Raw genomic sequence first — 21860 nt, forward strand, 5'->3', positions numbered from 1 at the left:
TATAAATAAGAGAGCCTTTTTTTATATATTTAAAACATGAAAATTTCTGTTTTAAAACATGTCCATTTAACCACCATTCCATCTGCCTCAGCCGTTGAAGTGGTGAATGGAAATATCTATATCGTAGGAGACGATTCAAATTTTTTGTACGTATTAAAATACGATTTAAGTTTGTTAGCAGAAGTGCCTCTATACCAAGCAAAACCCGAAGATATAGAAGGAAATAGAATTGCAAAACATAAAAAAGCAGATTTAGAGTGCATTACCAAACTTACTATCAATGGCTATGCACATTTATTAATATTGGGTTCTGGAGCTGAATCTCCTAGAAGAGATGTCGCATTTTTAGTAAAGCTACCCACTCCTTACAACAAAAAACATCTGGTTTGGGAAGTATCTCTTGTAAAATGGTATTCTTTTCTTCGTATGAACGATGCCGTAACCGGACCAAGTGGGGTTTTGAATTTTGAAGCTGCGGCAAGTACAGATGCGCATCTGTACATTTTCAATAGAGAAAACAATGCAACGCTGCGTTTTGACATGCCCGAATTTATTGAATTTATACAAGGCCATACCGATGGCATTCCTTTTCCTACTGTGATACAATCAGAGCTTCCTGAAATCAAAGGTGTCCGTGCTGGAATTTCTGGTGCAGATTACTTTGATAACACATTCTTTTTCACAGCGGCTGCAGAGGATACACCTAATGCCATTGACGATGGTGAAATTATGGGCAGCGCAATTGGCATCTTAACTTTTGAAGGTGAAGAAAAAGCCCGTGGAAAAATCACGGATGGTTTTATGGGAACGGTATCTAATTTTACGTTGATCCCCGAAATTGAAAACCGTGCTTTAAAAGTGGAATCGGTTTCTGTCTACGAAAAAGAAAATGACACTACGTACATTGCAATAGCTGTGAGCGACGATGACAAGGGCGGTTCAGATATTTTAATGTTGCAATTAGAGGTTTGAAATTGCTAAGTAATTATGTTGATGAATAAAAATAAATACTTTTATGAGTAAAAATGAAATGTTAGATAATAGCCCTAATTTAATTGACAATAAGCTCGAATACTTTTCGTTTTTCCCGATTCGATTAATTTGTTATGTAATTGCTTTTGCAGGCTTTTATTTGGTTGTATTTGGAAATATATTGGGTATTATTATTGGATTGATATTTTTTCTGATATTTTTCCCTTTTGCAATTGCACAAAAAAGAATAACGGTAGATTTAACTGGAAATAAATACAGAGAGTACCTTTCCTTTTTAGGAATAAAAGTAGGAAAATGGCATTCATTTAAAGGGTTTAATATTATTACAATTACGCATTCTGATAAAGTGCAAAGCATGAATGCTGTGGCCGGAGGTGCTCAAGCATTTAGCAATAGCACGGAATTCTATCTGAATCTTAAAAAAGACAATTTCAATAAATTAAATGTCGCTTCTGGTAATTATAATAGCATGCTTAAAAAAGCTGTAAAAATTGCCCAGCTATACAAACTCGGCATTATGGATTGCAGCGAAAAACCAATTAAAAAATATACCTACGAAGAAGTCATTGAGAAATTTTCAAAATAAGGGAAACTTTTGAACTAATAGTTGCGATGCTACAATTTACATTGCAAACAGGTCAAAATGCAGGTGATTGGCCGAATAAGAATAACTGTAATCTTTTTACTTATATGGAATTAACATCATAGAGTTGCAATTTGTTGGCCGCTGGCACAACAAAAGGTGGATATGCGTTTAGGTTAAAAGGGCAACCTATTCTTCCTCATCTGCTTCGTCTAAATCTTCTTCACCCATTTCCCCTAAAGTGTCAAGCTTACTATTAAAGCCGGCTACAATCAACACAATTTCACCTTTAGGCGCATGCTTGGTATAATGTGCAGCTAATTCAGTAAGCGTTCCATTTCGTGTTTCTTCAAACATTTTTGTCAACTCACGCGAAACAGATGCTTGTCGTTCTGCACCAAATGCCTCCTTCAGTTGCTCCAAGGTTTTCACTAACCGATATGGCGACTCGTAAAAAATAATACTTCGATCTTCACTCATCAATTTCTCAATGCGCGTTTTACGACCTTTCTTATGAGGCAAAAATCCTTCAAATATAAATTTATCGCTTGGCAAACCTGATTTTACAAGGGCTGGAACAAAAGCTGTAGCACCAGGTAAACATTCAATAGGAATATTATGTTGATTGCATTCGCGCACCAATAAAAAACCGGGATCAGAAATTCCCGGAGTACCGGCATCAGAAATTAATGCTAAATTTTTACCTTGTTGCAATAACTCAATAATTGCCTGCAGCGCTCTATGCTCGTTGTGTGCGTGAAAAGCTTGCAACTTTGTTTTTACTTCTAAATGCTTTAAAAGGTTTCCACTTGTACGCGTATCTTCCGCTAACACAATATCCACCTCTTTTAAAATACGAATAGCGCGTAATGTTATGTCTTCTAAATTACCTATTGGGGTAGGTACTAAATATAATTTCCCAAGAGTATTATCCGATTGATTCATGTTCAATACTATCAATGGCTGAAGCCAATTGTCTATCTTTTTCTGTTACAATGCCACCTTTATCATGGGTATTCAATTCCATATAAACTTTATTGTAGCAATTCAACCAATACGGATGATGATCCATTTTATCAGCTACGATTGCTACTTGTTTCATAAACTCAAAGGCTTGTTTAAAATCTTTGAATTGAAACATCTTTATTAATCTGTTATTTTGTTCTGTCCACTTATCCATAATGAATAAATTTTAGCTAGTTATTATTGTGTGATCAATTTTACTCTTACTACAAATTACATCTTAAAAAAAACATAACAAAGGAGCCCCTCCATTATATTTTGATTGTGTTGTATTAATCGATTAATAGTATCTTTGAATATGGTGCCTATTAAAGAATTACAATCAAAAGAGATACAGGAATTTATTCTCAAAAACAGAAAATCTGCCGTTTCTGAATTGATGTTGAAAATGCCTTCTTTTGGTATCGATAAAAAATGGGTAGCTGCGCAAATTGAAGGCGTCCAAAAAGCGCTTCTTAAATTACCTAAGTGGGCAGAAACAGAACATATAATCTTTCCCATTCGGCTGAGCATGGAGCAATGTTCTTCAGAACGAACTGGCATTTTTAAGTCCTCTTTATTAAAAGGTAATTGCGCGGTAGATTTAACAGGTGGCTTTGGTGTAGATGCGTATTATCTTGCACACTCTTTTAATCACGTTTTCTATATTGAACAACAAGAAGAACTGGCACAAATAGCCGCCCATAATTTTTCTACCCTCAATCAAGAAAATATTACCGTTTTGGTTGGCAATTCTGATGTTTTGTTAAAATCAATTCCAGAACCTATTGATGTAATCTATCTAGACCCTGCCCGCAGAAAAGAAACACAAAAGGTTTTTAAATTAAGCGATTGTGAACCAAATGTTATTGAGAACCAAGATTTTTACTTCCGCTTAAGTAATACCATTTTGATAAAGACGTCTCCCATGTTGGATATTTCGGAAGCGATGCGACAATTGAAAGGAGTTAAAAAAATTTATATCGTAAGTGTAGACAACGAATGTAAGGAAGTGCTATATCAATTAGAAAAGAACTTTTCTTCAGAACCCGATTTCTATTGCATTCATGATTATAAAAAATCCATTCAATCGTTTTCCTTTAACCAATCCTTAGAGAATTCTTTTAAAGCACCTCTTTCCAATCCACTTAAATTTATCTATGAGCCAAACCCTTCTGTCTTAAAAGCGGGAGGCTTTAATGCTATTGCAAATACGTACAAGGTATTTAAATTGCATGCATCATCACATCTATATAGTTCGGATGTATATATAAAAGATTTTCCAGGCAGAGTCTTTATTTTAACAAACCAAATTGGCTATTCTAAAAAAGAAGTTCAAGCGCACATACCAGAAGGAAAAGCAAATATACAGGTGCGCAACTTTCCCGATTCGGTAGAAAATATTCGAAAAAAAACAGGACTTAAAGATGGTGGTAACATTTTTATATTTGCTACCACCTTACAAGATTCTTCTAAAACCTTACTTATTTGTGAAAAATATGTTTCAGCTTAATATTTAGCTTGTGTTAAGCCAAGCAAATACTGACCATATCCACTTTTCATCAACGGCTTAGCCAATGCTTCTAATTGTTCTTTATTTATAAATTTCATGGTGTACGCAACTTCTTCGATACAACCAACTTTCAAGCCTTGACGTTCTTCAATAACGCGAACAAATTCCCCTGCCTGCATCAAAGAAGCAAAAGTACCTGTATCCAGCCAAGCGGTACCTCTATTGAGTACAGCCACTTTTAATTTCTTCTGTTCTAAATAAATTTTATTTACGTCGGTAATTTCAAGTTCCCCTCTTGGGCTTGGCTTTAAGTTTTTAGCGATTTCAACGACACTGTTGTCGTAAAAATAAACACCTGGTACTGCATAATTTGATTTTGGATGCTCTGGTTTTTCTTCGATTGACAAGGCATTCATATCGGCATCAAAATCTACCACACCATAACGCTCGGGGTCTGTAACGTGATATGCAAAAATAACAGCACCCTCGGGGTCGTTATGTGAATGCAACAATCTACCCAATCCTGAACCATAGAAGATGTTATCGCCTAAGATCAAGGCTACTTTATCCGATCCAATAAAATTCTCTCCGATCACAAATGCTTGCGCCAAGCCATCTGGGGAAGGCTGCACCGCATACTCGAACTTACAACCCAATGAAGAACCGTCTCCCAATAATTTTTGAAAGTTCGGCAAGTCTTGAGGTGTTGAAATAATTAAAATTTCTTTAATGCCAGCCAACATCAAACACGACAGCGGATAGTATATCATCGGCTTATCGTACACAGGCATCATTTGTTTACTCATTGCCATGGTTAACGGATGCAATCTAGATCCTGTACCCCCAGCTAATAATATACCTTTCATATTTTTGTGTTTAAAAATGAATGATTAGTTATTTAAATATTGTTTTGCATAGTACGACTCATATTCACCTGAAGTGATTTTGTCCATCCATGCCTGATTCTGCAAATACCAATCAATCGTGAGACTTAAACCCTGTTCAAATGTAACCGAAGGAACCCAGCCCAATTCGTCTTTAATTTTAGTTGCATCTATAGCATATCTAAAATCATGCCCTGCACGATCCGTAACGTAGGAAATTAATTTTGCACTCGCACCTGCTGCTCTTCCTAATTTCTGATCCATTTGTGTACACAACAACTGAATCAAATCGATATTCGTCCATTCATTATGCCCTCCGATATTGTACGTTTCTCCTACTTTCCCTTCGTGAAATACGGTATCAATAGCACGTGCATGGTCAATAACAAATAACCAATCTCTAATATTTTCACCTTTTCCATAAACTGGCAAGGGTTTATTTTGCTGAATGTTATTTATAAATAAAGGAAGTAATTTTTCAGGAAATTGATTGGGTCCATAATTATTGGAGCAATTTGTCAATACAACAGGCAACTTATATGTATTGTGATAGGCACGAACAAAGTGATCCGAAGATGCTTTAGAAGCTGAGTACGGCGATTGTGGATCATACGAAGTATCTTCTAAAAAGAAACTACCATCATGCAAGGAACCATATACTTCATCTGTTGAAACATGGTAAAAGCGTTTGCCTTCGAAACCTGTTTTCTTCCATGCATCTTTTGCTGCATTTAATAAATTAACTGTCCCTACAACATTTGTAACAACAAAATCCATAGGTGCAACAATAGATCGATCTACGTGAGACTCTGCAGCCAAATGTATGATGCCATCAAATGCATATTTTGAAAAAAGCGATTGAATATACGTTGCATCAGCAATATCTCCCTTTTCAAAAATATAATTTTTTGCTTTTTCAATATCTTTTATGTTCTCAAGATTGCCCGCGTAGGTAAGTTTATCGAGATTGACAATAAGATATTCTGGATATTTATTTACAAACAAACGCACCACGTGAGAACCAATAAAACCTGCCCCTCCCGTAATTAATAGTGTTTTTTTAGTACTCATTATTTATAATGTCCAATAAGGTTTTATGTGAGTTGACTTTCTGTAGACTGCTTTTAAATCTACAAATAACCCTTGCTCGCTTAATAAATTTTCGAAGTAAGTAATCTCTTTATTTAAATAATCTGAATGTGGTACAGCCAAAATTACAACATCATACAACTCTTTTATTTCAGAATTAAATTCAAGATTGTATTCATGCTTAAATTCTTCAAAAGATGCATATGGATCTACTGCATCAATTTTTAAACTATACGTTTGCAATTCTTTTATTAAATCTGCCACCTTAGAATTGCGAATGTCTTCAACGTTTTCTTTAAACGTAACGCCTAAAACAAGCACGCGCGCTTTTGAAATATCCTTTCCAGATGTGATCAATGTTGTTACAATTTTTTTTGCAACATGCATGGGCATCTGATCGTTAATCATTCTGCCACTTAAAATCACATTCGGGTTCAATCCCAATTTGCGCGCTTTATAGGTAAGATAGTAGGGATCCACACCAATACAATGGCCGCCAACTAAGCCTGGCGAAAATGGCAAGAAATTCCATTTAGTACGTGCCGCTTCTAATACTTCAAAGGTGTTGATTTCTAATTTATCACAAATAGTAGAAAGCTCGTTCATCAAGGCAATGTTTACATCACGTTGGGTGTTTTCAATAATCTTAGCTGCTTCTGCTACTTTAATCGAAGATGCTTTATGAATACCTGCATCTACTACTAATTCGTATACACGTGCGACTACTTCTAAACTTTCAGCATCTGAAGCAGCAACAACTTTTGTAATTTTAGAAAGCGTATGTTCTTTATCCCCCGGATTAATTCGTTCTGGAGAGTAACCAACTTTAAAATCTTTCCCTAATTTCAAACCCGAAAGTTCTTCTAATAAAGGAATACAATCTTCTTCTGTACAGCCTGGATAAACGGTAGATTCATACACCACGTAATCTCCTTTTTTCAAAACTGCACCTATTGTTTTAGTTGCAGAAAGTAACGGTGTTAAGTCTGGTTGATTAAACACATCAATCGGTGTAGGAACCGTAACAATAAAAAACGATGCTTGTTTCAGAATAGACAATTCGTTTGTAAACGTGATGTCGCTATTTTCGAAATCTGAGGCAGCTAATTCCCCACTTGGATCTACACTTCTTTTCATCAATTCTATTCTATTAGAATTGATGTCAAAACCAATCACTTGTATTTTTTTTGCAAATGCTAAGGCAATAGGCAAGCCTACATAGCCTAAACCTATTACCGCTAGCTTTTGTTTTTTATCAATCAGTTCTTGATGAAATACATTCATTTAAAAAAAATTAATTCTTTTTGAATTCTTTAGGCAATACATCCCAATCTTCTTTCGGAAGGGACTTGAAATATTCATAGGTTATTTTTAAACCTTCTTCTCTAGTTACTTTCGGTTCCCACTTCAATAATTCTCTTGCCTTTGTAATATCCGGTTTACGTTGTTTTGGATCATCTGTAGGTAATGGTTTAAATATCACTTTTACATTTGACCCCGTAAGCTTAATGATTTCTTGCGCAAATTCATTGATTGTAATTTCAACTGGATTGCCAATGTTTACAGGATATGCATAATCGCTCATTAATAAACGATAAATCCCTTCCACTAAATCACTCACATAACAGAATGAACGTGTTTGTGTACCGTCGCCAAAAGAAGTTAAATCTTCGCCACGTAATGCCTGACCAATAAATGCGGGCAATACACGACCATCATTCAGGCGCATACGTGGTCCATACGTATTGAATATACGAACGATACGTGTTTCTACTTCATGGTATGTATGATACGCCATTGTAATTGCTTCTTGAAAACGTTTCGCTTCATCATATACCCCACGCGGACCAATTGGATTTACATTACCCCAATAATCTTCCGTTTGTGGATGTACCAATGGATCGCCATATACTTCAGAAGTAGATGCAATCAACATGCGTGCTTTTTTAGCACGTGCCAAACCCAATAAATTGTGCGTTCCAAGAGAACCTACTTTTAATGTTTGAATGGGAATTTTTAAATAATCAATCGGAGATGCAGGAGATGCAAAGTGAAGTATATAATCTAAATCTCCAGCAACATGTACAAACTTAGATACATCGTGATTGTAAAATTCAAAATTTTCTAACTTAAATAAATGCTCAATATTTTTAAGATTTCCCGTAATCAAATTGTCCATACCAATAACATGGTAATCTTCTTTGATAAAACGATCACATAAGTGTGATCCTAAAAAGCCAGCGGCCCCTGTTATAAGTACTCTTTTTCTTGACATTATTCTTATTTTTTTAAATGGGTTTTCCTATTGAAAGATGCGATAAAATCCCAAATGACAAAAAACAAATTCCAAACCTACATGGAGTAAATTCCAAATTCCAAACGGGATAGGAAAACCAATTAAAATTATTTGAAATCTATATCCGTTTGTTTTTTGTTTTTTGTGTTTTGGAATTTCTACACTGATTTACGATTTACTACTAAGCCCTAAGTCCGATACAGTAGTACTCAAAGCCCAAGTCTTTCATTTCTTTCGGATCGTATACATTTCGTCCGTCAAAAATAACTTTACCTTTCATTTTGCTTTTGACAACATCAAAATCAGGTGAACGGAATTCCGACCATTCCGTTACAATAAGTAAGGCATCAATCCCTTCTAATGCTTCCAAAGGATCTTGTGCGTATGTGATCGTATCTTTTAATGTATGCGAGGCTTCTTGCATTGCAACTGGATCGTAAGCAATAACTGTAGCACCCGCTTTTAACAACTCAGGGATAATAACCAATGAAGGAGCTTCTCGCATATCGTCTGTTTTTGGTTTAAAAGACAAGCCCCAAACTCCAAACTTTTTGCCTTTAAGGTCGTTATTGAAATGCTTGTTTACTTTTTTCACAAGCACATATTTTTGATCGTCGTTCACATCTTCAACTGCGCTCAATACGCGCATGTCGTAGCCATGTTGTTTGGCAGTTTTAATCAATGCTTTCACATCTTTTGGAAAACAAGAACCGCCATACCCTACGCCTGGATATATGAATTTATTTCCTATACGTGCATCGGAACCAATTCCTTTGCGCACTAAGTTTACATCCGCACCAACAATTTCGCACAAATTTGCAATATCATTCATGAAGCTGATTTTAGTTGCAAGCATAGAATTTGCTGCATATTTTGTCATCTCTGCAGAAGGGATATCCATGAAGTAAATCGGATGCCCGTTCAATAAAAATGGCTTGTATAATTTACGCATAGTTGCTTCTGCTTCTGGAGCATCTATACCCACTACGATACGATCGGGCTTCATAAAATCGTCAATCGCAGCACCTTCTTTCAAAAACTCTGGGTTTGAAGATACATAAGACTTAAGGGAAGAATTGCGTTTAGACAATTCATCTGTCAATGCTTTTTTCACTTTTAATGAAGTGCCTACAGGTACGGTACTTTTGGTAACAACAACCATATCATGTTGCATGGTTTGCCCTACAGATGCAGCAACTGCCAATACATATTTCAAATCTGCACTACCATCTTCCCCTGGAGGAGTTCCAACAGCAATAAATGCTACCTCTGCTCCAATAATGCTCTCCGCTAAATTGGTAGAAAACTTCAAACGTCCTTTTTTAAAGTTGCGTTCAACCATTTCTTCCAAGCCTGGCTCGTAAATAGGTAAAATACCATTTTTAAGATTGTCGATTTTCTTTTGATCGATATCCACGCAAACGACTTCCATTCCTACTTCTGCAAAACACGTTCCAGTTACTAAACCAACGTATCCAGTACCAACGATTACTATTTTCATTCTTACTATTTAAAAAGATTTCATGGCAAGATATAAAATATAGGTCTATATTCCTTTAATACAGTTAAAAAAACAACCCAAATACCAGCACGCACGTATCACTATTTCATAGACTGTAACCGTGTATTCTTATGAAAAAGTCCAAACTTTTTAAAGTTTTCGTACTCGAAGACAATTTAACAAACAGAGATAAAATCAGGGAAGAATTAAAGGAGAAAAATTACTCCATTCATTTCTTTTCGAAAGATAACAATGTATTTGATTTATTGCGATTTACGCCTGATATTCTAATACACGACTACTTCAAAAATAAAATAACCCATTGTCATAAATGGAATGTAGCATATTAGGTATCTTACAATATACATCTATTCCTTCCAATCTATATGAATTTTGAACCAACTGAAAATCAAGTACTCATAGCCAAGATGGCGAAAGATGTAGCTGAAAAATACATAAGACCAAATGTAATGCTATGGGATGAGAAGCAGGAATTTCCAGTGGAAACGTTCCAAAAAATGGGCGAATTTGGTCTATTAGGGGTACTTGTGCCAGAACAATACGGTGGTGCAGGTATGGGTTATTTTGAATACATCACTGCTTTGGAAGAAATTTCAAAAGTTTGTGGTTCTATTGGTTTATCAATGGCAGCTCACAATTCCTTGTGCACAGGACATATTCTAGCTTTTGGAAACGAAGAACAGAAAATGAAATACCTTCCAAAATTAGCGAGTGGTAATTGGATTGGAGCATGGGCATTGACGGAAGCAAATACAGGTTCAGACTCTGGAAACATGAAAACCACTGCTATTCAGGATGGTGATTATTGGATATTAAATGGTAGTAAAAACTTTATTACACATGCCAAATCCTCTCATGTTGCGGTCGTATTAGCACGACATACAGATAACACAGACAAACGATTTTCAACTGCATTCATCATTGAAAAAGGTACAGCTGGTTTCACTAGCGGTAGAAAAGAAAATAAACTAGGAATGCGCGCTTCCGAAACCTGTGAATTACTCTTAGATAACGTACGCATACATAAAAGTCAGGTTTTGGGGAATGTTGGCGATGGCTTTAAACAAGCCATGAAGGTTTTGGATGGAGGAAGGATTTCAATCGCTGCATTGAGTTTAGGTATTGCGCAAGGCGCATTTGAAGCGGCTTTACAGTATTCAAAAGAACGTCAGCAATTCAACCAACCCATTGGTAATTTTCAGGGCATTTCATTTAAACTTGCTGATATGGCAACGGAAATTGAAGCGGCGCGGTTACTAACTTACAAAGCGGCCGATATGAAAATGAAGGGTTTGCCCATGACACGAGAAGCAGCTATGGCTAAATTATATGCTTCAGAAGTAGCTGTAAAGACTGCAAACGATGCGGTACAAATTTTTGGAGGGTACGGATACACCAAAGATTACCCCGTAGAGAAGTTTTATAGAGATGCAAAACTCTGTACAATTGGCGAAGGAACTTCTGAAATACAGAAAATTGTGATTGCCAAGTCTTTACAAAAATAAAATTATTCACATTCTGCATTGCTTATTTAATAATGAATACGTAAATTTGCAGTCCTAATAAAATAAAATCAATTGTTATGATCGTAATCAACATCAAAGAAAACGAGCCGATAGATAAAGCTTTAAAGCGTTTCAAAAAGAAATTTGAAAAAACAGGTGTTTTAAAAGCACTTCGTGCGCGTTCTTACTACGAGAAAAAATCTGTACGTATGAGAAAGCAAGTAATTCGTGCTTCTTACCGTCTGAAATTACAAGAAGGCGCTGCAAACGACTAGTTTCGTTTATTTAAGATATTTTATCTATATTGTTTTACTGGAAGTTGAATTCCTGTAAAACAATATGGTAAATGAATTTTTAACATATTTATCGGTCGAGAAGAGGTATTCCAAACATACCACTGTTTCCTATAAGAACGATCTCTCGCAACTTGTTGAATATTTACTTACTACGTACGAATTTTCTACACCAGAATTTGCAAGCTACCCGATGCTTCGGAGTTGGATTGTAACACTTGTGGATCAAGAAATGCAACCTAAATCAATCAATCGAAAAATTGCTTGTTTACGTTCCTTTTATCATTTCCTTCAGAAAAAAGAATGCATCACCAAAGATCCCACTTTAAAAATACGTGCCTTAAAAGTTAAGAAGTCGCTTCCCGTTTTTGTAGAAGAAGACAATATGATTAAACTTTTAGATCTCATTGAATTCAATAATACCTTTGAATCTACGCGTGATAAATTAGTTCTTGAATTATTGTATGCCACTGGTATACGGCTATCAGAACTCATTGGACTTAAAACAGTAGATATTAATTTTTTTCAAAAAACAATTAAAGTTCTTGGAAAAGGAAACAAAGAACGTATCATTCCAATACACGATGCATTCATAGTACTAGCTAAAGAATACATTAATAAAAAGAAATCGGAGTCTTTTGGTAACATTAACCAATTCTTTGTCGTTACTAATAGTGGGGAGCAAGTTTATCCAATGTTCATTTATAGATTGGTGCGAACGTATTTGGATCAGATAACCACGGTAGATAAAAGAAGTCCACACGTATTGCGTCATACTTTTGCTACCCATCTTTTAAATAAAGGTGCTGATTTAAATGCCATTAAAGATTTGTTGGGTCATACAAGTCTTGCCGCAACGCAAGTGTATACGCACAATAGCATTGATAAATTAAAATCAATATTTGATCAAGCACACCCTAAATCATAGTATTTACCCTTTAAAATTAGAACGTATGAAATTGCACGTACAATCCATCCACTTCACCGCCGATGCGAAACTATTAGACTTTCTTCAAAAGAAATTAGACAAGCTAGAGACGTTCAATGATTCCATTATTGATGGCGAAGTATTTCTGAAATTAGATAAAAACGAATCGAAGGGTTATAAAGTCGTAAATATAAAATTAAATATTCCTGGCAACGAAATAGTCGTTAAAGAACAACGTGATTCATTTGAAGAAGCAATTGATCATGCCTACGACACATTAAAAAATCAACTAACCAAGCATAAAGAAAAATCGGTTAGTCATTAAAATAAAAAGCCTTTCCAGAAATTATCTGGAAGGGCTTTTTATTTTATATAATTTGATATTCTTATTTAATACCAAATGCTTTTCTTACTTTTTCAACAAAGTCTAATTTTTCCCAAGTAAATAATTCTACTTTTTTCTTAATTACTTTGCCATCGTTGCTTTTGAATGTTTTAGTTACAATCTGCGGCTTACGACCCATGTGTCCGTATGCTGCAGTTTCACTATAAATTGGATTGCGTAATTGCAAACGTTGTTCAATAGCGTAAGGACGCATATCAAATAATGCTTCAACAATTTTAGCAATCTGTCCGTCTGTCTTTTTAATTTTTGCAGTACCGTATGTATTTACATAAATACCCATCGGTTTTGCAACTCCGATTGCATACGAAACTTGAACCAATACTTCATCGCATAAACCAGCCGCAACTAAGTTTTTAGCAATATGTCTTGTAGCATACGCTGCAGAACGATCTACTTTAGATGGATCTTTACCAGAGAAAGCACCACCACCGTGTGCACCTTTACCACCGTATGTATCTACAATGATTTTTCTACCTGTTAAACCTGTATCGCCGTGTGGACCACCAATTACAAATTTACCTGTAGGGTTGATGTGGTATTTAATTCTAGTTTTTCCATCAAAGTATTTTTTATACTTCGGATATTTTTTTACGATACGCGGAATTAAAATTGAAATAATATCTTTTTCAATTTTCTTATGCATTTTTTCTTCTGTGTCAAAATCATCGTGCTGTGTTGAAAGCACAATTGCTTCGATACGAGTTGGACGATTGTTGTCGTCGTACTCCAATGTTACTTGAGACTTTGCATCTGGACGAAGATATTTAATTTCTTTTCCTTCACGACGAAGAGCCGCAAGCTCAATCAATAATTTATGCGCCAAGTCAAGTGCCAATGGCATGTAATCATTTGTTTCGTTGGTTGCATAACCAAACATCATTCCTTGGTCACCGGCACCTTGTTCTTCTTTTTTCTTACGGTCTACACCTTGATTGATATCTGCAGACTGCTCATGTATAGCAGATAAGATACCACAAGAGTTTGCTTCAAACATATACTCAGATTTAGTATATCCAATTTTACGGATTACTTCACGAGCAATTTCTTGAACATCTAAATATGCTTTTGATTTTACTTCACCTGCTAATATAACTTGTCCTGTTGTTACCAACGTTTCACACGCTACTTTCGCATTTGGATCAAACGCCAAAAAATGATCGATTAAAGCATCTGAAATTTGATCTGCTACTTTATCCGGGTGTCCTTCAGAAACCGATTCTGATGTAAATAAATAAGGCATATATAGTTTGTGTTGTTATGTTTATATTTTAATCAATTAGACAAAAATACGGTAAAAGTTTATAATAGTGAAATATACTTTTACACGGCTAAAAACCCAAACATGGTGGGCCTTTTCCCTAAAACCAATTCTCCTTTTTTCCATTGTCCCACAGGCTTTGTTACAATTCGTTCTGTTGCCCCTGTTAAGTCTACGGATATGGTTAAAAGCGTGCTCTTTTCACATACTTCAATTAAATCATCCAACATCTTATCGTTGCGATAAGGAGTCTCGATGAATAATTGCGTTTGATTTGCCATTTTGCTGATGCGTTCCAATTCTTTTATACGCTTTTTACGTTCCAGTCTATCAATGGGCAAATACCCGTTAAATGCAAAAGATTGTCCGTTTAAACCAGAAGCCATAACCGCCAATAGTATTGAGGATGGACCAGGTAAGGGCACAACTTGAATGCTTTGTTTATGCGCCCAAGCTACCAGCAAAGAACCTGGGTCGGCAATCCCTGGACAGCCTGCATCACTTATAATCCCAACTTCTGATGGCTGTTTAATTTGATTGATTTGTTCTATTAATTGTTGATTGGTTGTTGATTTGGTCAATTCAAAAAGAACATACTCTTCAACTAAAACTTTCCCTCGCAATAACTTGCCAATGAACCTACGAGTTGTACGGGCATCTTCACAAAAAATAATACGTAAGTTTAATAAGGTATCCTTTACAACCTCTGGAATATAGCGCTCTGCCGTATCTTCAGATAATTCATTCGGAATTAAATAAACCTTTTTAATGTTTGAGGTTGACATAAAATTTATAGGGGTAAATAAGAATGACTGTCGTTTTAATTTTCTATAAATTTTTCTATCAAATCAATTACCTCTTGGGGCTTTTCTGCATGCACAAAATGACTTGCGCCATCAACCGTTTCAATACGCACATTTGAAAAATGCTGTTGAATCAATGCCGTATCTTTTGCTTCAATATAGCCACTTTCACTTCCCCGAATGAACAATGTTGGAATGTTAATCTTTGCAGTTTCAGGCAAGGCTTCACCTATATTATCAATCTGATCTGAAAGTACAGACAAATTGATGCGCCAATCAAATTCCCCTTCGCTGTTTCGATACAAGCTTTTCAATAAAAACATGCGTACGCCTACATCTCCTACATAATTACTTAAAATGGCATCTGCTTCCCCACGTGTTTTAAGTGTTACTAAATCTATAGCAGCTAAGCCTGTTAAAATGGCCTCATGATGTCTTCCATAAAAACGCGGGGAAATATCGACAACGATTAATTTTTCTGCAACGCTTGGATATTCAGCGGCAAAACGCATAATGGTTTTGCCACCCATAGAATGACCAATCAAAATAGGATTTTCAATTTTATGAAAGTCAATAAATTCTTTTAAATCAGCAGCCATTTCGGTGTAATTATGAATAACTGCATGTGGCGATTGACCATGGTTGCGTGCATCTAACACATATGCTTTGTAATGCAAAGCAAGTTCTTTTGTAACACTCATCCAATTGTCTGAAGACCCAAACAATCCATGTAAAATAACTATTGGTCTACCTTCTCCCGCTTCTCTATAAAATAATTGCATCTACTTATTATTTTAATTCTCTTAAATATAATTGTATGGTATTTTCTAAGCCATAATATAAAGCATCGCAAATCAAGGCATGTCCTATGGAAACTTCATCCAAAAAAGGAATTTCAGATTTTAAGAAATTCAAATTAAATAAATCTAGATCGTGACCTGCATTAATTCCCATGCCTAAACCTTGAGCACAGCTTGCAGCTTCAACATACTGTTTCACCGCAAGCTGTTTATTTGTATGATATTGAACAGCATATGGTTCGGTATATAATTCAATGCGATCTGCTCCAGCCGTTGCAGCCGCTTCAACAAACTTCACATTTGGGTCTACAAATACCGAAACTCGAATACCCAAACTTTTGAAATGTTGTATTAATTCTTTTAAACGGGCTTGATGTTTAATGGTATCCCAGCCTGCATTCGAGGTAATTGCATCTACCGCATCTGGTACTAAGGTAACTTGGTGCGGTTTAATATTTTCCACCAAAGTAATAAATGAACCTTCTGGATTGCCTTCAATATTGAATTCTGTCGTTAATACTTTTTTCAAATCGTAGGCATCTTGATAGCGAATATGCCTTTCATCGGGTCTAGGGTGTATTGTGATACCTTCTGCACCAAAACGTTCGCAATCCAAGGCAACTTTTACCACATCCGGATTGTTACCCCCACGAGCATTGCGTAGAGTGGCAATTTTATTAATATTTACACTTAATCGAGTCATGTGCTTGTAGTATGTAGTTCTATTTATATTTTTGTCCTACCGAACACAAAAATACAAAATCATATGAGTTTAAAAACAACAATTGAAGCAGATATAAAAAAAGCCATGATCGCGCGTAATGCAGAAGATTTAAGAGCATTACGTGCTATTAAATCGATGATCATGTTAGCTGAAACCGAAAAAGGTGCTACGGGAGAATTGTCCGCAGATCAAGAATCTAAAATCCTTGCCAAAGCACACAAGCAACGTAAAGAATCTGCAGACATTTTTGCACAACAAGGAAGAAAGGATTTAGAAGAAAAAGAATTGGAGGAAATTGAAGTAATTGAACGCTACCTTCCGAAACAATTAAGCAATGAAGAAATCGAAGCTGCAGTAAAATCTATTGTTACAAGTGTTGGTGCTAAAAGTGCTGCAGACATGGGAAAGGTTATGGGTGTTGCATCTAAAGAGTTGGCAGGCAAAGCAGATGGCAAAGCAGTTTCAGAAGCCGTTAAAAAAATATTGTCAACATTAGCTTAATAATTTCTCTTGGAAGTCATTGATATTATATTGATTTTAATTTTAGGGTATGGAGGATATAAAGGTTATCAAACGGGTTTGTTAATTCAATTTATAACTTTCATTGCTTTCATAATAGCCATAATAACTGCATTTAATTTGGGGCAAATTGGTGTTTCTAAATTGAAGGAATGGTTTGATCTTAATGATAGCATATTACCCGTGGCAAGTTTCTTACTTATTTTTCTAGGAGTGTTGATAACAATCATACTTCTTGGAAAATTTCTTACTTCCGTTTTGCATCAAACCTTATTTGGTAGTGTAGATAAATATGCGGGTGCATTGGTAGGTATTTTAAAAGCTGCTTTTGGATTGGGTTGTGTTTTGTGGTTACTACAAAAATCTGGTTTGAAAATTCCTATTGAGTATACAGACGAATCTTTTGTATATGTATGGCTCACAGAATATTCGCCAAGTGTTATAAAATTATTAGGTCAAATTATTCCATTTGAAGATATAATGGGTAAAGTTGAACAACTTATTGATTAACATTCATTAAATTATATACCAATTCTCAATACTTCATGCGTATTGATTATTGATAACTTTGTTTTAGATTGCACGTTAGTACCTATACGATGCGTATTTGTTGATTTTATGGAGTTGATAATAAAAAAAGAAGGCGATTTTAAATTCGTTGAAGAAGGCGAAGGAGAAGTATTGCTTTTACTACATGGATTGTTTGGAGCACTAAGTAATTGGGAAAAGCTTGTGCATTATTTCAGCAAAAACTACCGTGTTATTATCCCGATGTTGCCTATTTACGAAATGCCAATAAAATCTGCAGGTTTAGAAGGATTGGTAAGTTTTGTAGAAAAATTTGTAGCGCATAAAAAACTTACTGAATTAAATTTAGTAGGAAACTCTTTAGGTGGACATGTTGGGCTATTATATGCATTAAAAAATCAATCTTCTGTAAAGAGTTTAACCTTAACAGGGAGCTCTGGCTTGTTTGAAAATGGTATGGGAGGATCATTTCCAAAACGTGGAAACTATCCATATGTAAAAGAACGTGTTGAATACACTTTCTTTTACCCAGAAACAGCAACAAAAGAATTAGTTGATGAGGTATATGAGATATGTAGCGAAATACCAAAGTGTATACGTATCATTGCTATTGCTAAATCTGCACAACGTCATAACATAGCAAGCGATTTACATAAAATAAATAAGCCCACATTATTGATCTGGGGGTTAAACGATACCATTACACCACCGTTGGTTGGGCATGAATTCAATTTGCTCATTAAAAAATCAGAATTACATTTTATAGATAAATGTGGACATGCACCTATGATGGAACATCCGGATACATTTAATTCTATATTTGAACGTTTTATAAATAAACACGCAACTTCACATGTTAGCTGAAGAATTCATCAATAAAATGATTCCGCCATTAAAGTTAAATGACACCAGTCAAATAGCTTTGAATTGGATGGAAGTATTTCATCTAACACAACTTGCTGTTGTGGATGAACGCTTGTATAAAGGAATTATAGATGAAGAAACACTCTTAGAAAAAAATAATCCAAATTTACCCATATCAGAATATGTGTTAAGTTATAAAGATGTAACAGTCAAAGCAACCTCACATTACTATGATGTTATAAGTCTTGCAAGTAAAAATCAATTGGAAGTAATCCCTGTAATTGGGGATGCGAATGAGTATTTAGGTGTTGTTTCTGTAAATGAAACATCAGTAGCAATTGCAAAAATGTTTGCCAGCCAAGGTGTAGGCGGAATCATTGTTTTGGCAATGAAAGAAATAGATTATTCTCTTGCTCAAATATCTAGATTGATTGAAGCAAATGACACGAAGATTATGAGCGTATTTGTATCAGACGACTCTAAAAAAGATTCTTTTATAAAGGTTACCTTAAAATTAAACCGCATAGATCTAACCCGCGTTATTGCAACGCTTGAAAGATACGATTATAAAATAATTGCTCAATTTCAAGAAACGGATATTGTAGATTATGATAAAGATCGATTGGATATGTTGTTTAAATACTTGAACATGTAATTCGTTGTGATATGATTTTTGCATTACATGGACGACCTTTCAAAGCAGATAATATACCTTATGTACAACATTTGTTACTTTATCTCCAGAAAAAAGATGTTCAATTAACAATAAATGAATCTTTTGTAGACTTTTTACTTGAATGCAAAATTGAATTGCCCCAATCGTATGCTACCTTTAAAACGATTTTTGACGTAGAACATGTGCAGCTTATGTTGAGTATCGGTGGAGATGGAACCTTACTTGAAGCAGCCACTTTTATAGGGAAAAAAAATATTCCATTAGTTGGTATTAACACAGGTAGATTGGGCTTTTTAGCTACGACACCTAGAGAAGAGTTAGAAGCAGCTATAAATGAACTCATCGATGGAAGCTATTCAATTTCAAGTAGAACACTTATAAAATTAGTTTCGGAGGAAAAACTATTTGGCGGTCTAAATTATGCATTGAACGAGTTTGCCTTAACAAAGCGTGATTCCTCTTCCATGATTACAGTACATACATATATAGATGGCGAATTTCTAAATTCGTATTGGGCAGATGGCCTATTGGTGGCAACTCCTACAGGTTCAACAGGTTATTCGTTAAGTTGTGGTGGCCCATTGGTACATCCAAAAACTGAAAATTTCATTATCACACCCATTAGTCCGCACAACTTAAATGTACGGCCAATGATTGTTCCAGACAGTTCACAGATATCCTTTGAGATTGAAGGGCGAAACCAAAACTTTCTTATATCGTTAGACTCCAGATCGGAAATTGTTTCTTCAAATACAAAACTTTCAGTTAAAAAAGAAGACTTTCAAATTCAACTCGTTGAATTAAAAAATTACAATTATTATAAAACTCTTAGAAGTAAATTAAATTGGGGCTTAGATGCTAGAAATTAATCTAAATCTAAAATAATAGTCCTATATTGAATAACTTTTAACAAACAAATCACCTGATTTTACAATCTTGTTCGTATTTATTTAGTATATGAAGCAATTTAAAAAAGTATTCTTCGTTCTTTTTTTACTAAGTCTTTGCACAATCGAAAGTAGTGCACAAAAAAGCTTTAAAAAATATCGATATTACAGCTTAGGCGGTTGTATCAATGCAATGAATTATGTAGGTGACTTAGACCCAGGTCCAAGTTTGCTTAGCCCAAGTATTAAATTTACACGTTATAACTTTGGTGTTACAGGTTTATACAGAATAAAACCTAGAGTTTCTTTAAGAGGAACATTCTCTTATGGTCGAATCAAAGGAGATGACTCTAAAAGTGCAGATTACCAACCTTTGAATGTTAATCGATTATACCGAAATTTATCATTCAGAAATCAGATTTATGAATTTAAATTTGATGTTGTGATTGACCTTTTTGAAAATTCACGCAGATTTTCAAAAAGACCAGACTACACGCCTTATATGTTTGTTGGCTTAGCATACTTTCACCACAACCCACAAGGGCAAAATGCAAATGGTGATTGGGTAAATTTAAAAGATTTGCACACAGAAGGTCAAGGCCTACCGGGTGGACCAAAAAATTATTCGCGCAATCAAATTGCTATACCCCTTGGTGTTGGCTTCAGATATAAGCTCTCGAAACAGTGGGATATCGCATTTGATATAGGATGGAGATTCACATTGACTGACTACTTAGATGATGTAGGAGGTACATATTACGATAAAGAAGCACTTACGAAGGCTTATGGTGACGAATCAAGAATGATGTCTGACAAATCATATCAAGCCTATTCCACGAATCCTGAATTGGCTGCAAGTGTCGATAACCATTACGGAGCGAATCCTCAGACGGGTTATGCAGGACATCCTCAAAATCAAAACGATGGATGGACTGGAATTTCAACTTATGGTCAACAAGGTGGTCAACGTGGAGATTTAAGAGGAAGAAGAGATGTTTATATCGTAACTGGTTTTCACTTAACTTATATATTCCCAGGCAAAGTCGTTTGCCCAAAATTTAGATAAAAAATGACCATTCCGTTATTTCAAAAGATAGGGAGATTTGTTCTTTCTATCTTTTTTATTTACTTCTCATTAAATGTCAGTGCTCAAAAGCACGAAATTGGCTTTGGCTTAGGGGCTTCCAATTATTCTGGGGATATCGTAAAGTTAGTTGACGTCCGAAACTTCAGACCAGCAGGCCAAATTTACTATAGATTAAATTTCAACAAAGTACTTTCGTTAAAAGTAGCTACTAGTTTAGGTATCCTTACCGCTTCGGATAGAAAGTACAATACGGCTATGGCGAATTATAGAAATGCCAGCTTCTCAACTATATACAATGATGTAAACGTCATGATTGAATATAACTTTCTTGATTTTTCATATACCGAAAAAAGTAATGGCAAGCATTTCTCTCCTTATATCACTGCAGGCTTAGGCATCTTGAATTATAAAAGTACCATCTCAGATCCTAATTATAAAACGAATACGATTGCCCAACCGACTATCCCTTTTGGTGGCGGTATTAAATACAGAACAAACGCCCATTGGATATTCAACTTTCAAATAACTGCTAATAAAACATTTACAGACGCTATAGACGGGTTATACAATTCGAATGGCTCTAACAGATACATAACAAATAGCCATGATACCGATTGGTATTACTATACGGGCATTTCAGTAGGTTATATTTTCTGGAAAGTAGTGTGTCCTAGGTAATACAATTTTAAAAAGGGCATTT

Annotated in this window: 26 protein-coding genes; 15 read left to right on the top strand and 11 right to left on the bottom strand. The window is 35.2% G+C overall.

Translation table 11 applies throughout. The features are described 5' to 3' along the window. Positions 1-36: 36 nt before the first annotated feature. Positions 37-972, top strand: a complete 936-nt coding sequence (locus Q0543_RS12900) for a hypothetical protein (protein WP_299253746.1) — start codon at positions 37-39, stop codon at positions 970-972. Positions 973-1015: 43 nt separating this feature from the next. Then, positions 1016-1579: a hypothetical protein gene (locus Q0543_RS12905; protein WP_299253749.1), complete on the top strand. Its 564-nt coding sequence runs from the start codon at positions 1016-1018 to the stop codon at positions 1577-1579. Between the two features lie 186 nt (positions 1580-1765). Here Q0543_RS12905 and rsmI read toward each other — a convergent pair whose 3' ends face one another. After that, positions 1766-2521 carry a 16S rRNA (cytidine(1402)-2'-O)-methyltransferase gene (gene rsmI, locus Q0543_RS12910; RefSeq protein WP_299253752.1) on the bottom strand — a complete coding sequence of 252 codons (756 nt, stop codon included), beginning with the start codon at positions 2519-2521 and terminating at the stop codon, positions 1766-1768. Next, positions 2505-2756, bottom strand: coding sequence for a 4a-hydroxytetrahydrobiopterin dehydratase (locus Q0543_RS12915; protein WP_299253755.1), 252 nt, complete (start codon positions 2754-2756; stop codon positions 2505-2507). The genes rsmI and Q0543_RS12915 overlap by 17 nt, the downstream gene beginning before the upstream one ends. 141 nt (positions 2757-2897) lie before the next feature. On the opposite strand from Q0543_RS12915, the gene Q0543_RS12920 reads away from it, so the two are divergent. Then, the gene (locus Q0543_RS12920) at positions 2898-4091 is read left to right on the top strand and encodes an SAM-dependent methyltransferase (protein ID WP_299253758.1); all 1194 of its coding nucleotides are present in this window, start codon (positions 2898-2900) and stop codon (positions 4089-4091) included. Here the strand turns inward: Q0543_RS12920 and rfbA are convergent. The 5 genes from rfbA to Q0543_RS12945 all read right to left on the bottom strand — a co-directional run bounded on the left by rfbA (position 4088) and on the right by Q0543_RS12945 (position 9861). Beyond that, on the bottom strand, positions 4088-4957 hold the full coding sequence (gene rfbA, locus Q0543_RS12925) for a glucose-1-phosphate thymidylyltransferase RfbA (protein ID WP_299253761.1): 870 nt from the start codon (positions 4955-4957) through the stop codon (positions 4088-4090). The genes Q0543_RS12920 and rfbA overlap by 4 nt on opposite strands. Before the next feature lie 24 nt (positions 4958-4981). After that, entirely contained in the window at positions 4982-6046 is a 1065-nt protein-coding gene (gene rfbB, locus Q0543_RS12930) for a dTDP-glucose 4,6-dehydratase (protein WP_299253764.1), read from the bottom strand. Between the two features lie 3 nt (positions 6047-6049). After that, positions 6050-7348 carry a nucleotide sugar dehydrogenase gene (locus Q0543_RS12935; protein WP_299253767.1) on the bottom strand — a complete coding sequence of 433 codons (1299 nt, stop codon included), beginning with the start codon at positions 7346-7348 and terminating at the stop codon, positions 6050-6052. A gap of 10 nt (positions 7349-7358) precedes the next feature. Next, positions 7359-8339 (bottom strand): UDP-glucuronic acid decarboxylase family protein, encoded by a 981-nt coding sequence (locus tag Q0543_RS12940; RefSeq protein ID WP_299253770.1) that lies wholly within the window; start codon positions 8337-8339, stop codon positions 7359-7361. A gap of 202 nt (positions 8340-8541) precedes the next feature. Continuing rightward, on the bottom strand, positions 8542-9861 hold the full coding sequence (locus tag Q0543_RS12945) for a UDP-glucose/GDP-mannose dehydrogenase family protein (RefSeq protein ID WP_299253773.1): 1320 nt from the start codon (positions 9859-9861) through the stop codon (positions 8542-8544). A 131-nt stretch (positions 9862-9992) separates the two neighbouring features. On the opposite strand from Q0543_RS12945, the gene Q0543_RS12950 reads away from it, so the two are divergent. From Q0543_RS12950 to raiA, 5 genes are all read left to right on the top strand, one after another. Continuing rightward, positions 9993-10211: a hypothetical protein gene (locus Q0543_RS12950; RefSeq protein WP_299253776.1), complete on the top strand. Its 219-nt coding sequence runs from the start codon at positions 9993-9995 to the stop codon at positions 10209-10211. 36 nt (positions 10212-10247) lie between these two features. After that, entirely contained in the window at positions 10248-11387 is a 1140-nt protein-coding gene (locus Q0543_RS12955; RefSeq protein WP_299253779.1) for an acyl-CoA dehydrogenase family protein, read from the top strand. Between the two features lie 77 nt (positions 11388-11464). Beyond that, the gene (gene rpsU / locus Q0543_RS12960) at positions 11465-11662 is read left to right on the top strand and encodes a 30S ribosomal protein S21 (RefSeq protein ID WP_299253782.1); all 198 of its coding nucleotides are present in this window, start codon (positions 11465-11467) and stop codon (positions 11660-11662) included. Between the two features lie 64 nt (positions 11663-11726). Continuing rightward, positions 11727-12608, top strand: a complete 882-nt coding sequence (locus Q0543_RS12965) for a tyrosine-type recombinase/integrase (RefSeq protein WP_299253786.1) — start codon at positions 11727-11729, stop codon at positions 12606-12608. 25 nt (positions 12609-12633) lie between these two features. Beyond that, positions 12634-12933, top strand: a complete 300-nt coding sequence (gene raiA / locus Q0543_RS12970; RefSeq protein ID WP_299253788.1) for a ribosome-associated translation inhibitor RaiA — start codon at positions 12634-12636, stop codon at positions 12931-12933. A 61-nt stretch (positions 12934-12994) separates the two neighbouring features. Here the strand turns inward: raiA and metK are convergent, their stop codons facing one another. From metK to Q0543_RS12990, 4 genes are all read right to left on the bottom strand, one after another. Next, positions 12995-14254, bottom strand: a complete 1260-nt coding sequence (gene metK, locus Q0543_RS12975) for a methionine adenosyltransferase (protein WP_299253791.1) — start codon at positions 14252-14254, stop codon at positions 12995-12997. Positions 14255-14334: 80 nt separating this feature from the next. Then, complete coding sequence (locus Q0543_RS12980) at positions 14335-15057, bottom strand: SAM-dependent methyltransferase (RefSeq protein WP_299253794.1); 723 nt, start codon at positions 15055-15057, stop codon at positions 14335-14337. A gap of 35 nt (positions 15058-15092) precedes the next feature. Next, entirely contained in the window at positions 15093-15857 is a 765-nt protein-coding gene (locus tag Q0543_RS12985; RefSeq protein WP_299253797.1) for an alpha/beta fold hydrolase, read from the bottom strand. Positions 15858-15864: 7 nt separating this feature from the next. After that, positions 15865-16578, bottom strand: coding sequence for a pyridoxine 5'-phosphate synthase (locus tag Q0543_RS12990; RefSeq protein WP_299253800.1), 714 nt, complete (start codon positions 16576-16578; stop codon positions 15865-15867). Between the two features lie 63 nt (positions 16579-16641). Here Q0543_RS12990 and Q0543_RS12995 point away from each other — a divergent pair, with 63 nt between their 5' ends. From Q0543_RS12995 to Q0543_RS13025, 7 genes are all read left to right on the top strand, one after another. Further along, entirely contained in the window at positions 16642-17100 is a 459-nt protein-coding gene (locus tag Q0543_RS12995; protein WP_299253803.1) for a GatB/YqeY domain-containing protein, read from the top strand. 9 nt (positions 17101-17109) lie between these two features. Further along, positions 17110-17628: a CvpA family protein gene (locus Q0543_RS13000; protein WP_299253806.1), complete on the top strand. Its 519-nt coding sequence runs from the start codon at positions 17110-17112 to the stop codon at positions 17626-17628. A 108-nt stretch (positions 17629-17736) separates the two neighbouring features. Further along, the gene (locus tag Q0543_RS13005) at positions 17737-18510 is read left to right on the top strand and encodes an alpha/beta hydrolase (protein ID WP_299253809.1); all 774 of its coding nucleotides are present in this window, start codon (positions 17737-17739) and stop codon (positions 18508-18510) included. Further along, a complete protein-coding gene (locus tag Q0543_RS13010) occupies positions 18500-19165 on the top strand; it encodes a CBS domain-containing protein (RefSeq protein WP_299253812.1) in 666 nt (221 codons plus the stop codon). The genes Q0543_RS13005 and Q0543_RS13010 overlap by 11 nt, the downstream gene beginning before the upstream one ends. Positions 19166-19176: 11 nt before the next feature. Continuing rightward, positions 19177-20055 (top strand): NAD kinase, encoded by an 879-nt coding sequence (locus Q0543_RS13015; protein WP_299253815.1) that lies wholly within the window; start codon positions 19177-19179, stop codon positions 20053-20055. Positions 20056-20143: 88 nt separating this feature from the next. Continuing rightward, complete coding sequence (locus Q0543_RS13020; protein WP_299253818.1) at positions 20144-21139, top strand: DUF6089 family protein; 996 nt, start codon at positions 20144-20146, stop codon at positions 21137-21139. Between the two features lie 3 nt (positions 21140-21142). Next, a complete protein-coding gene (locus tag Q0543_RS13025; RefSeq protein WP_299253821.1) occupies positions 21143-21838 on the top strand; it encodes a DUF6089 family protein in 696 nt (231 codons plus the stop codon). Positions 21839-21860: the final 22 nt, after the last annotated feature.

This window comes from uncultured Cytophaga sp. (assembly GCF_937863595.1).
GTDB lineage: Bacteria > Bacteroidota > Bacteroidia > Cytophagales > Cytophagaceae > Cytophaga.

Excerpts from the sequence above, each read along its gene's own strand:
- Q0543_RS12900 (WP_299253746.1), top strand. The coding sequence starts at position 37 with ATGAAAATTTCTGTTTTAAAACATGTCCATTTAACCACCATTCCATCT.
- Q0543_RS12905 (WP_299253749.1), top strand. The coding sequence starts at position 1,016 with ATGAGTAAAAATGAAATGTTAGATAATAGCCCTAATTTAATTGACAAT.
- rsmI (WP_299253752.1), bottom strand. The coding sequence starts at position 2,521 with ATGAATCAATCGGATAATACTCTTGGGAAATTATATTTAGTACCTACC.
- Q0543_RS12915 (WP_299253755.1), bottom strand. The coding sequence starts at position 2,756 with ATGGATAAGTGGACAGAACAAAATAACAGATTAATAAAGATGTTTCAA.
- Q0543_RS12920 (WP_299253758.1), top strand. The coding sequence starts at position 2,898 with ATGGTGCCTATTAAAGAATTACAATCAAAAGAGATACAGGAATTTATT.
- rfbA (WP_299253761.1), bottom strand. The coding sequence starts at position 4,957 with ATGAAAGGTATATTATTAGCTGGGGGTACAGGATCTAGATTGCATCCG.
- rfbB (WP_299253764.1), bottom strand. The coding sequence starts at position 6,046 with ATGAGTACTAAAAAAACACTATTAATTACGGGAGGGGCAGGTTTTATT.
- Q0543_RS12935 (WP_299253767.1), bottom strand. The coding sequence starts at position 7,348 with ATGAATGTATTTCATCAAGAACTGATTGATAAAAAACAAAAGCTAGCG.
- Q0543_RS12940 (WP_299253770.1), bottom strand. The coding sequence starts at position 8,339 with ATGTCAAGAAAAAGAGTACTTATAACAGGGGCCGCTGGCTTTTTAGGA.
- Q0543_RS12945 (WP_299253773.1), bottom strand. The coding sequence starts at position 9,861 with ATGAAAATAGTAATCGTTGGTACTGGATACGTTGGTTTAGTAACTGGA.
- Q0543_RS12950 (WP_299253776.1), top strand. The coding sequence starts at position 9,993 with ATGAAAAAGTCCAAACTTTTTAAAGTTTTCGTACTCGAAGACAATTTA.
- Q0543_RS12955 (WP_299253779.1), top strand. The coding sequence starts at position 10,248 with ATGAATTTTGAACCAACTGAAAATCAAGTACTCATAGCCAAGATGGCG.
- rpsU (WP_299253782.1), top strand. The coding sequence starts at position 11,465 with ATGATCGTAATCAACATCAAAGAAAACGAGCCGATAGATAAAGCTTTA.
- Q0543_RS12965 (WP_299253786.1), top strand. The coding sequence starts at position 11,727 with ATGGTAAATGAATTTTTAACATATTTATCGGTCGAGAAGAGGTATTCC.
- raiA (WP_299253788.1), top strand. The coding sequence starts at position 12,634 with ATGAAATTGCACGTACAATCCATCCACTTCACCGCCGATGCGAAACTA.
- metK (WP_299253791.1), bottom strand. The coding sequence starts at position 14,254 with ATGCCTTATTTATTTACATCAGAATCGGTTTCTGAAGGACACCCGGAT.
- Q0543_RS12980 (WP_299253794.1), bottom strand. The coding sequence starts at position 15,057 with ATGTCAACCTCAAACATTAAAAAGGTTTATTTAATTCCGAATGAATTA.
- Q0543_RS12985 (WP_299253797.1), bottom strand. The coding sequence starts at position 15,857 with ATGCAATTATTTTATAGAGAAGCGGGAGAAGGTAGACCAATAGTTATT.
- Q0543_RS12990 (WP_299253800.1), bottom strand. The coding sequence starts at position 16,578 with ATGACTCGATTAAGTGTAAATATTAATAAAATTGCCACTCTACGCAAT.
- Q0543_RS12995 (WP_299253803.1), top strand. The coding sequence starts at position 16,642 with ATGAGTTTAAAAACAACAATTGAAGCAGATATAAAAAAAGCCATGATC.
- Q0543_RS13005 (WP_299253809.1), top strand. The coding sequence starts at position 17,737 with ATGGAGTTGATAATAAAAAAAGAAGGCGATTTTAAATTCGTTGAAGAA.
- Q0543_RS13010 (WP_299253812.1), top strand. The coding sequence starts at position 18,500 with ATGTTAGCTGAAGAATTCATCAATAAAATGATTCCGCCATTAAAGTTA.
- Q0543_RS13015 (WP_299253815.1), top strand. The coding sequence starts at position 19,177 with ATGATTTTTGCATTACATGGACGACCTTTCAAAGCAGATAATATACCT.
- Q0543_RS13020 (WP_299253818.1), top strand. The coding sequence starts at position 20,144 with ATGAAGCAATTTAAAAAAGTATTCTTCGTTCTTTTTTTACTAAGTCTT.
- Q0543_RS13025 (WP_299253821.1), top strand. The coding sequence starts at position 21,143 with ATGACCATTCCGTTATTTCAAAAGATAGGGAGATTTGTTCTTTCTATC.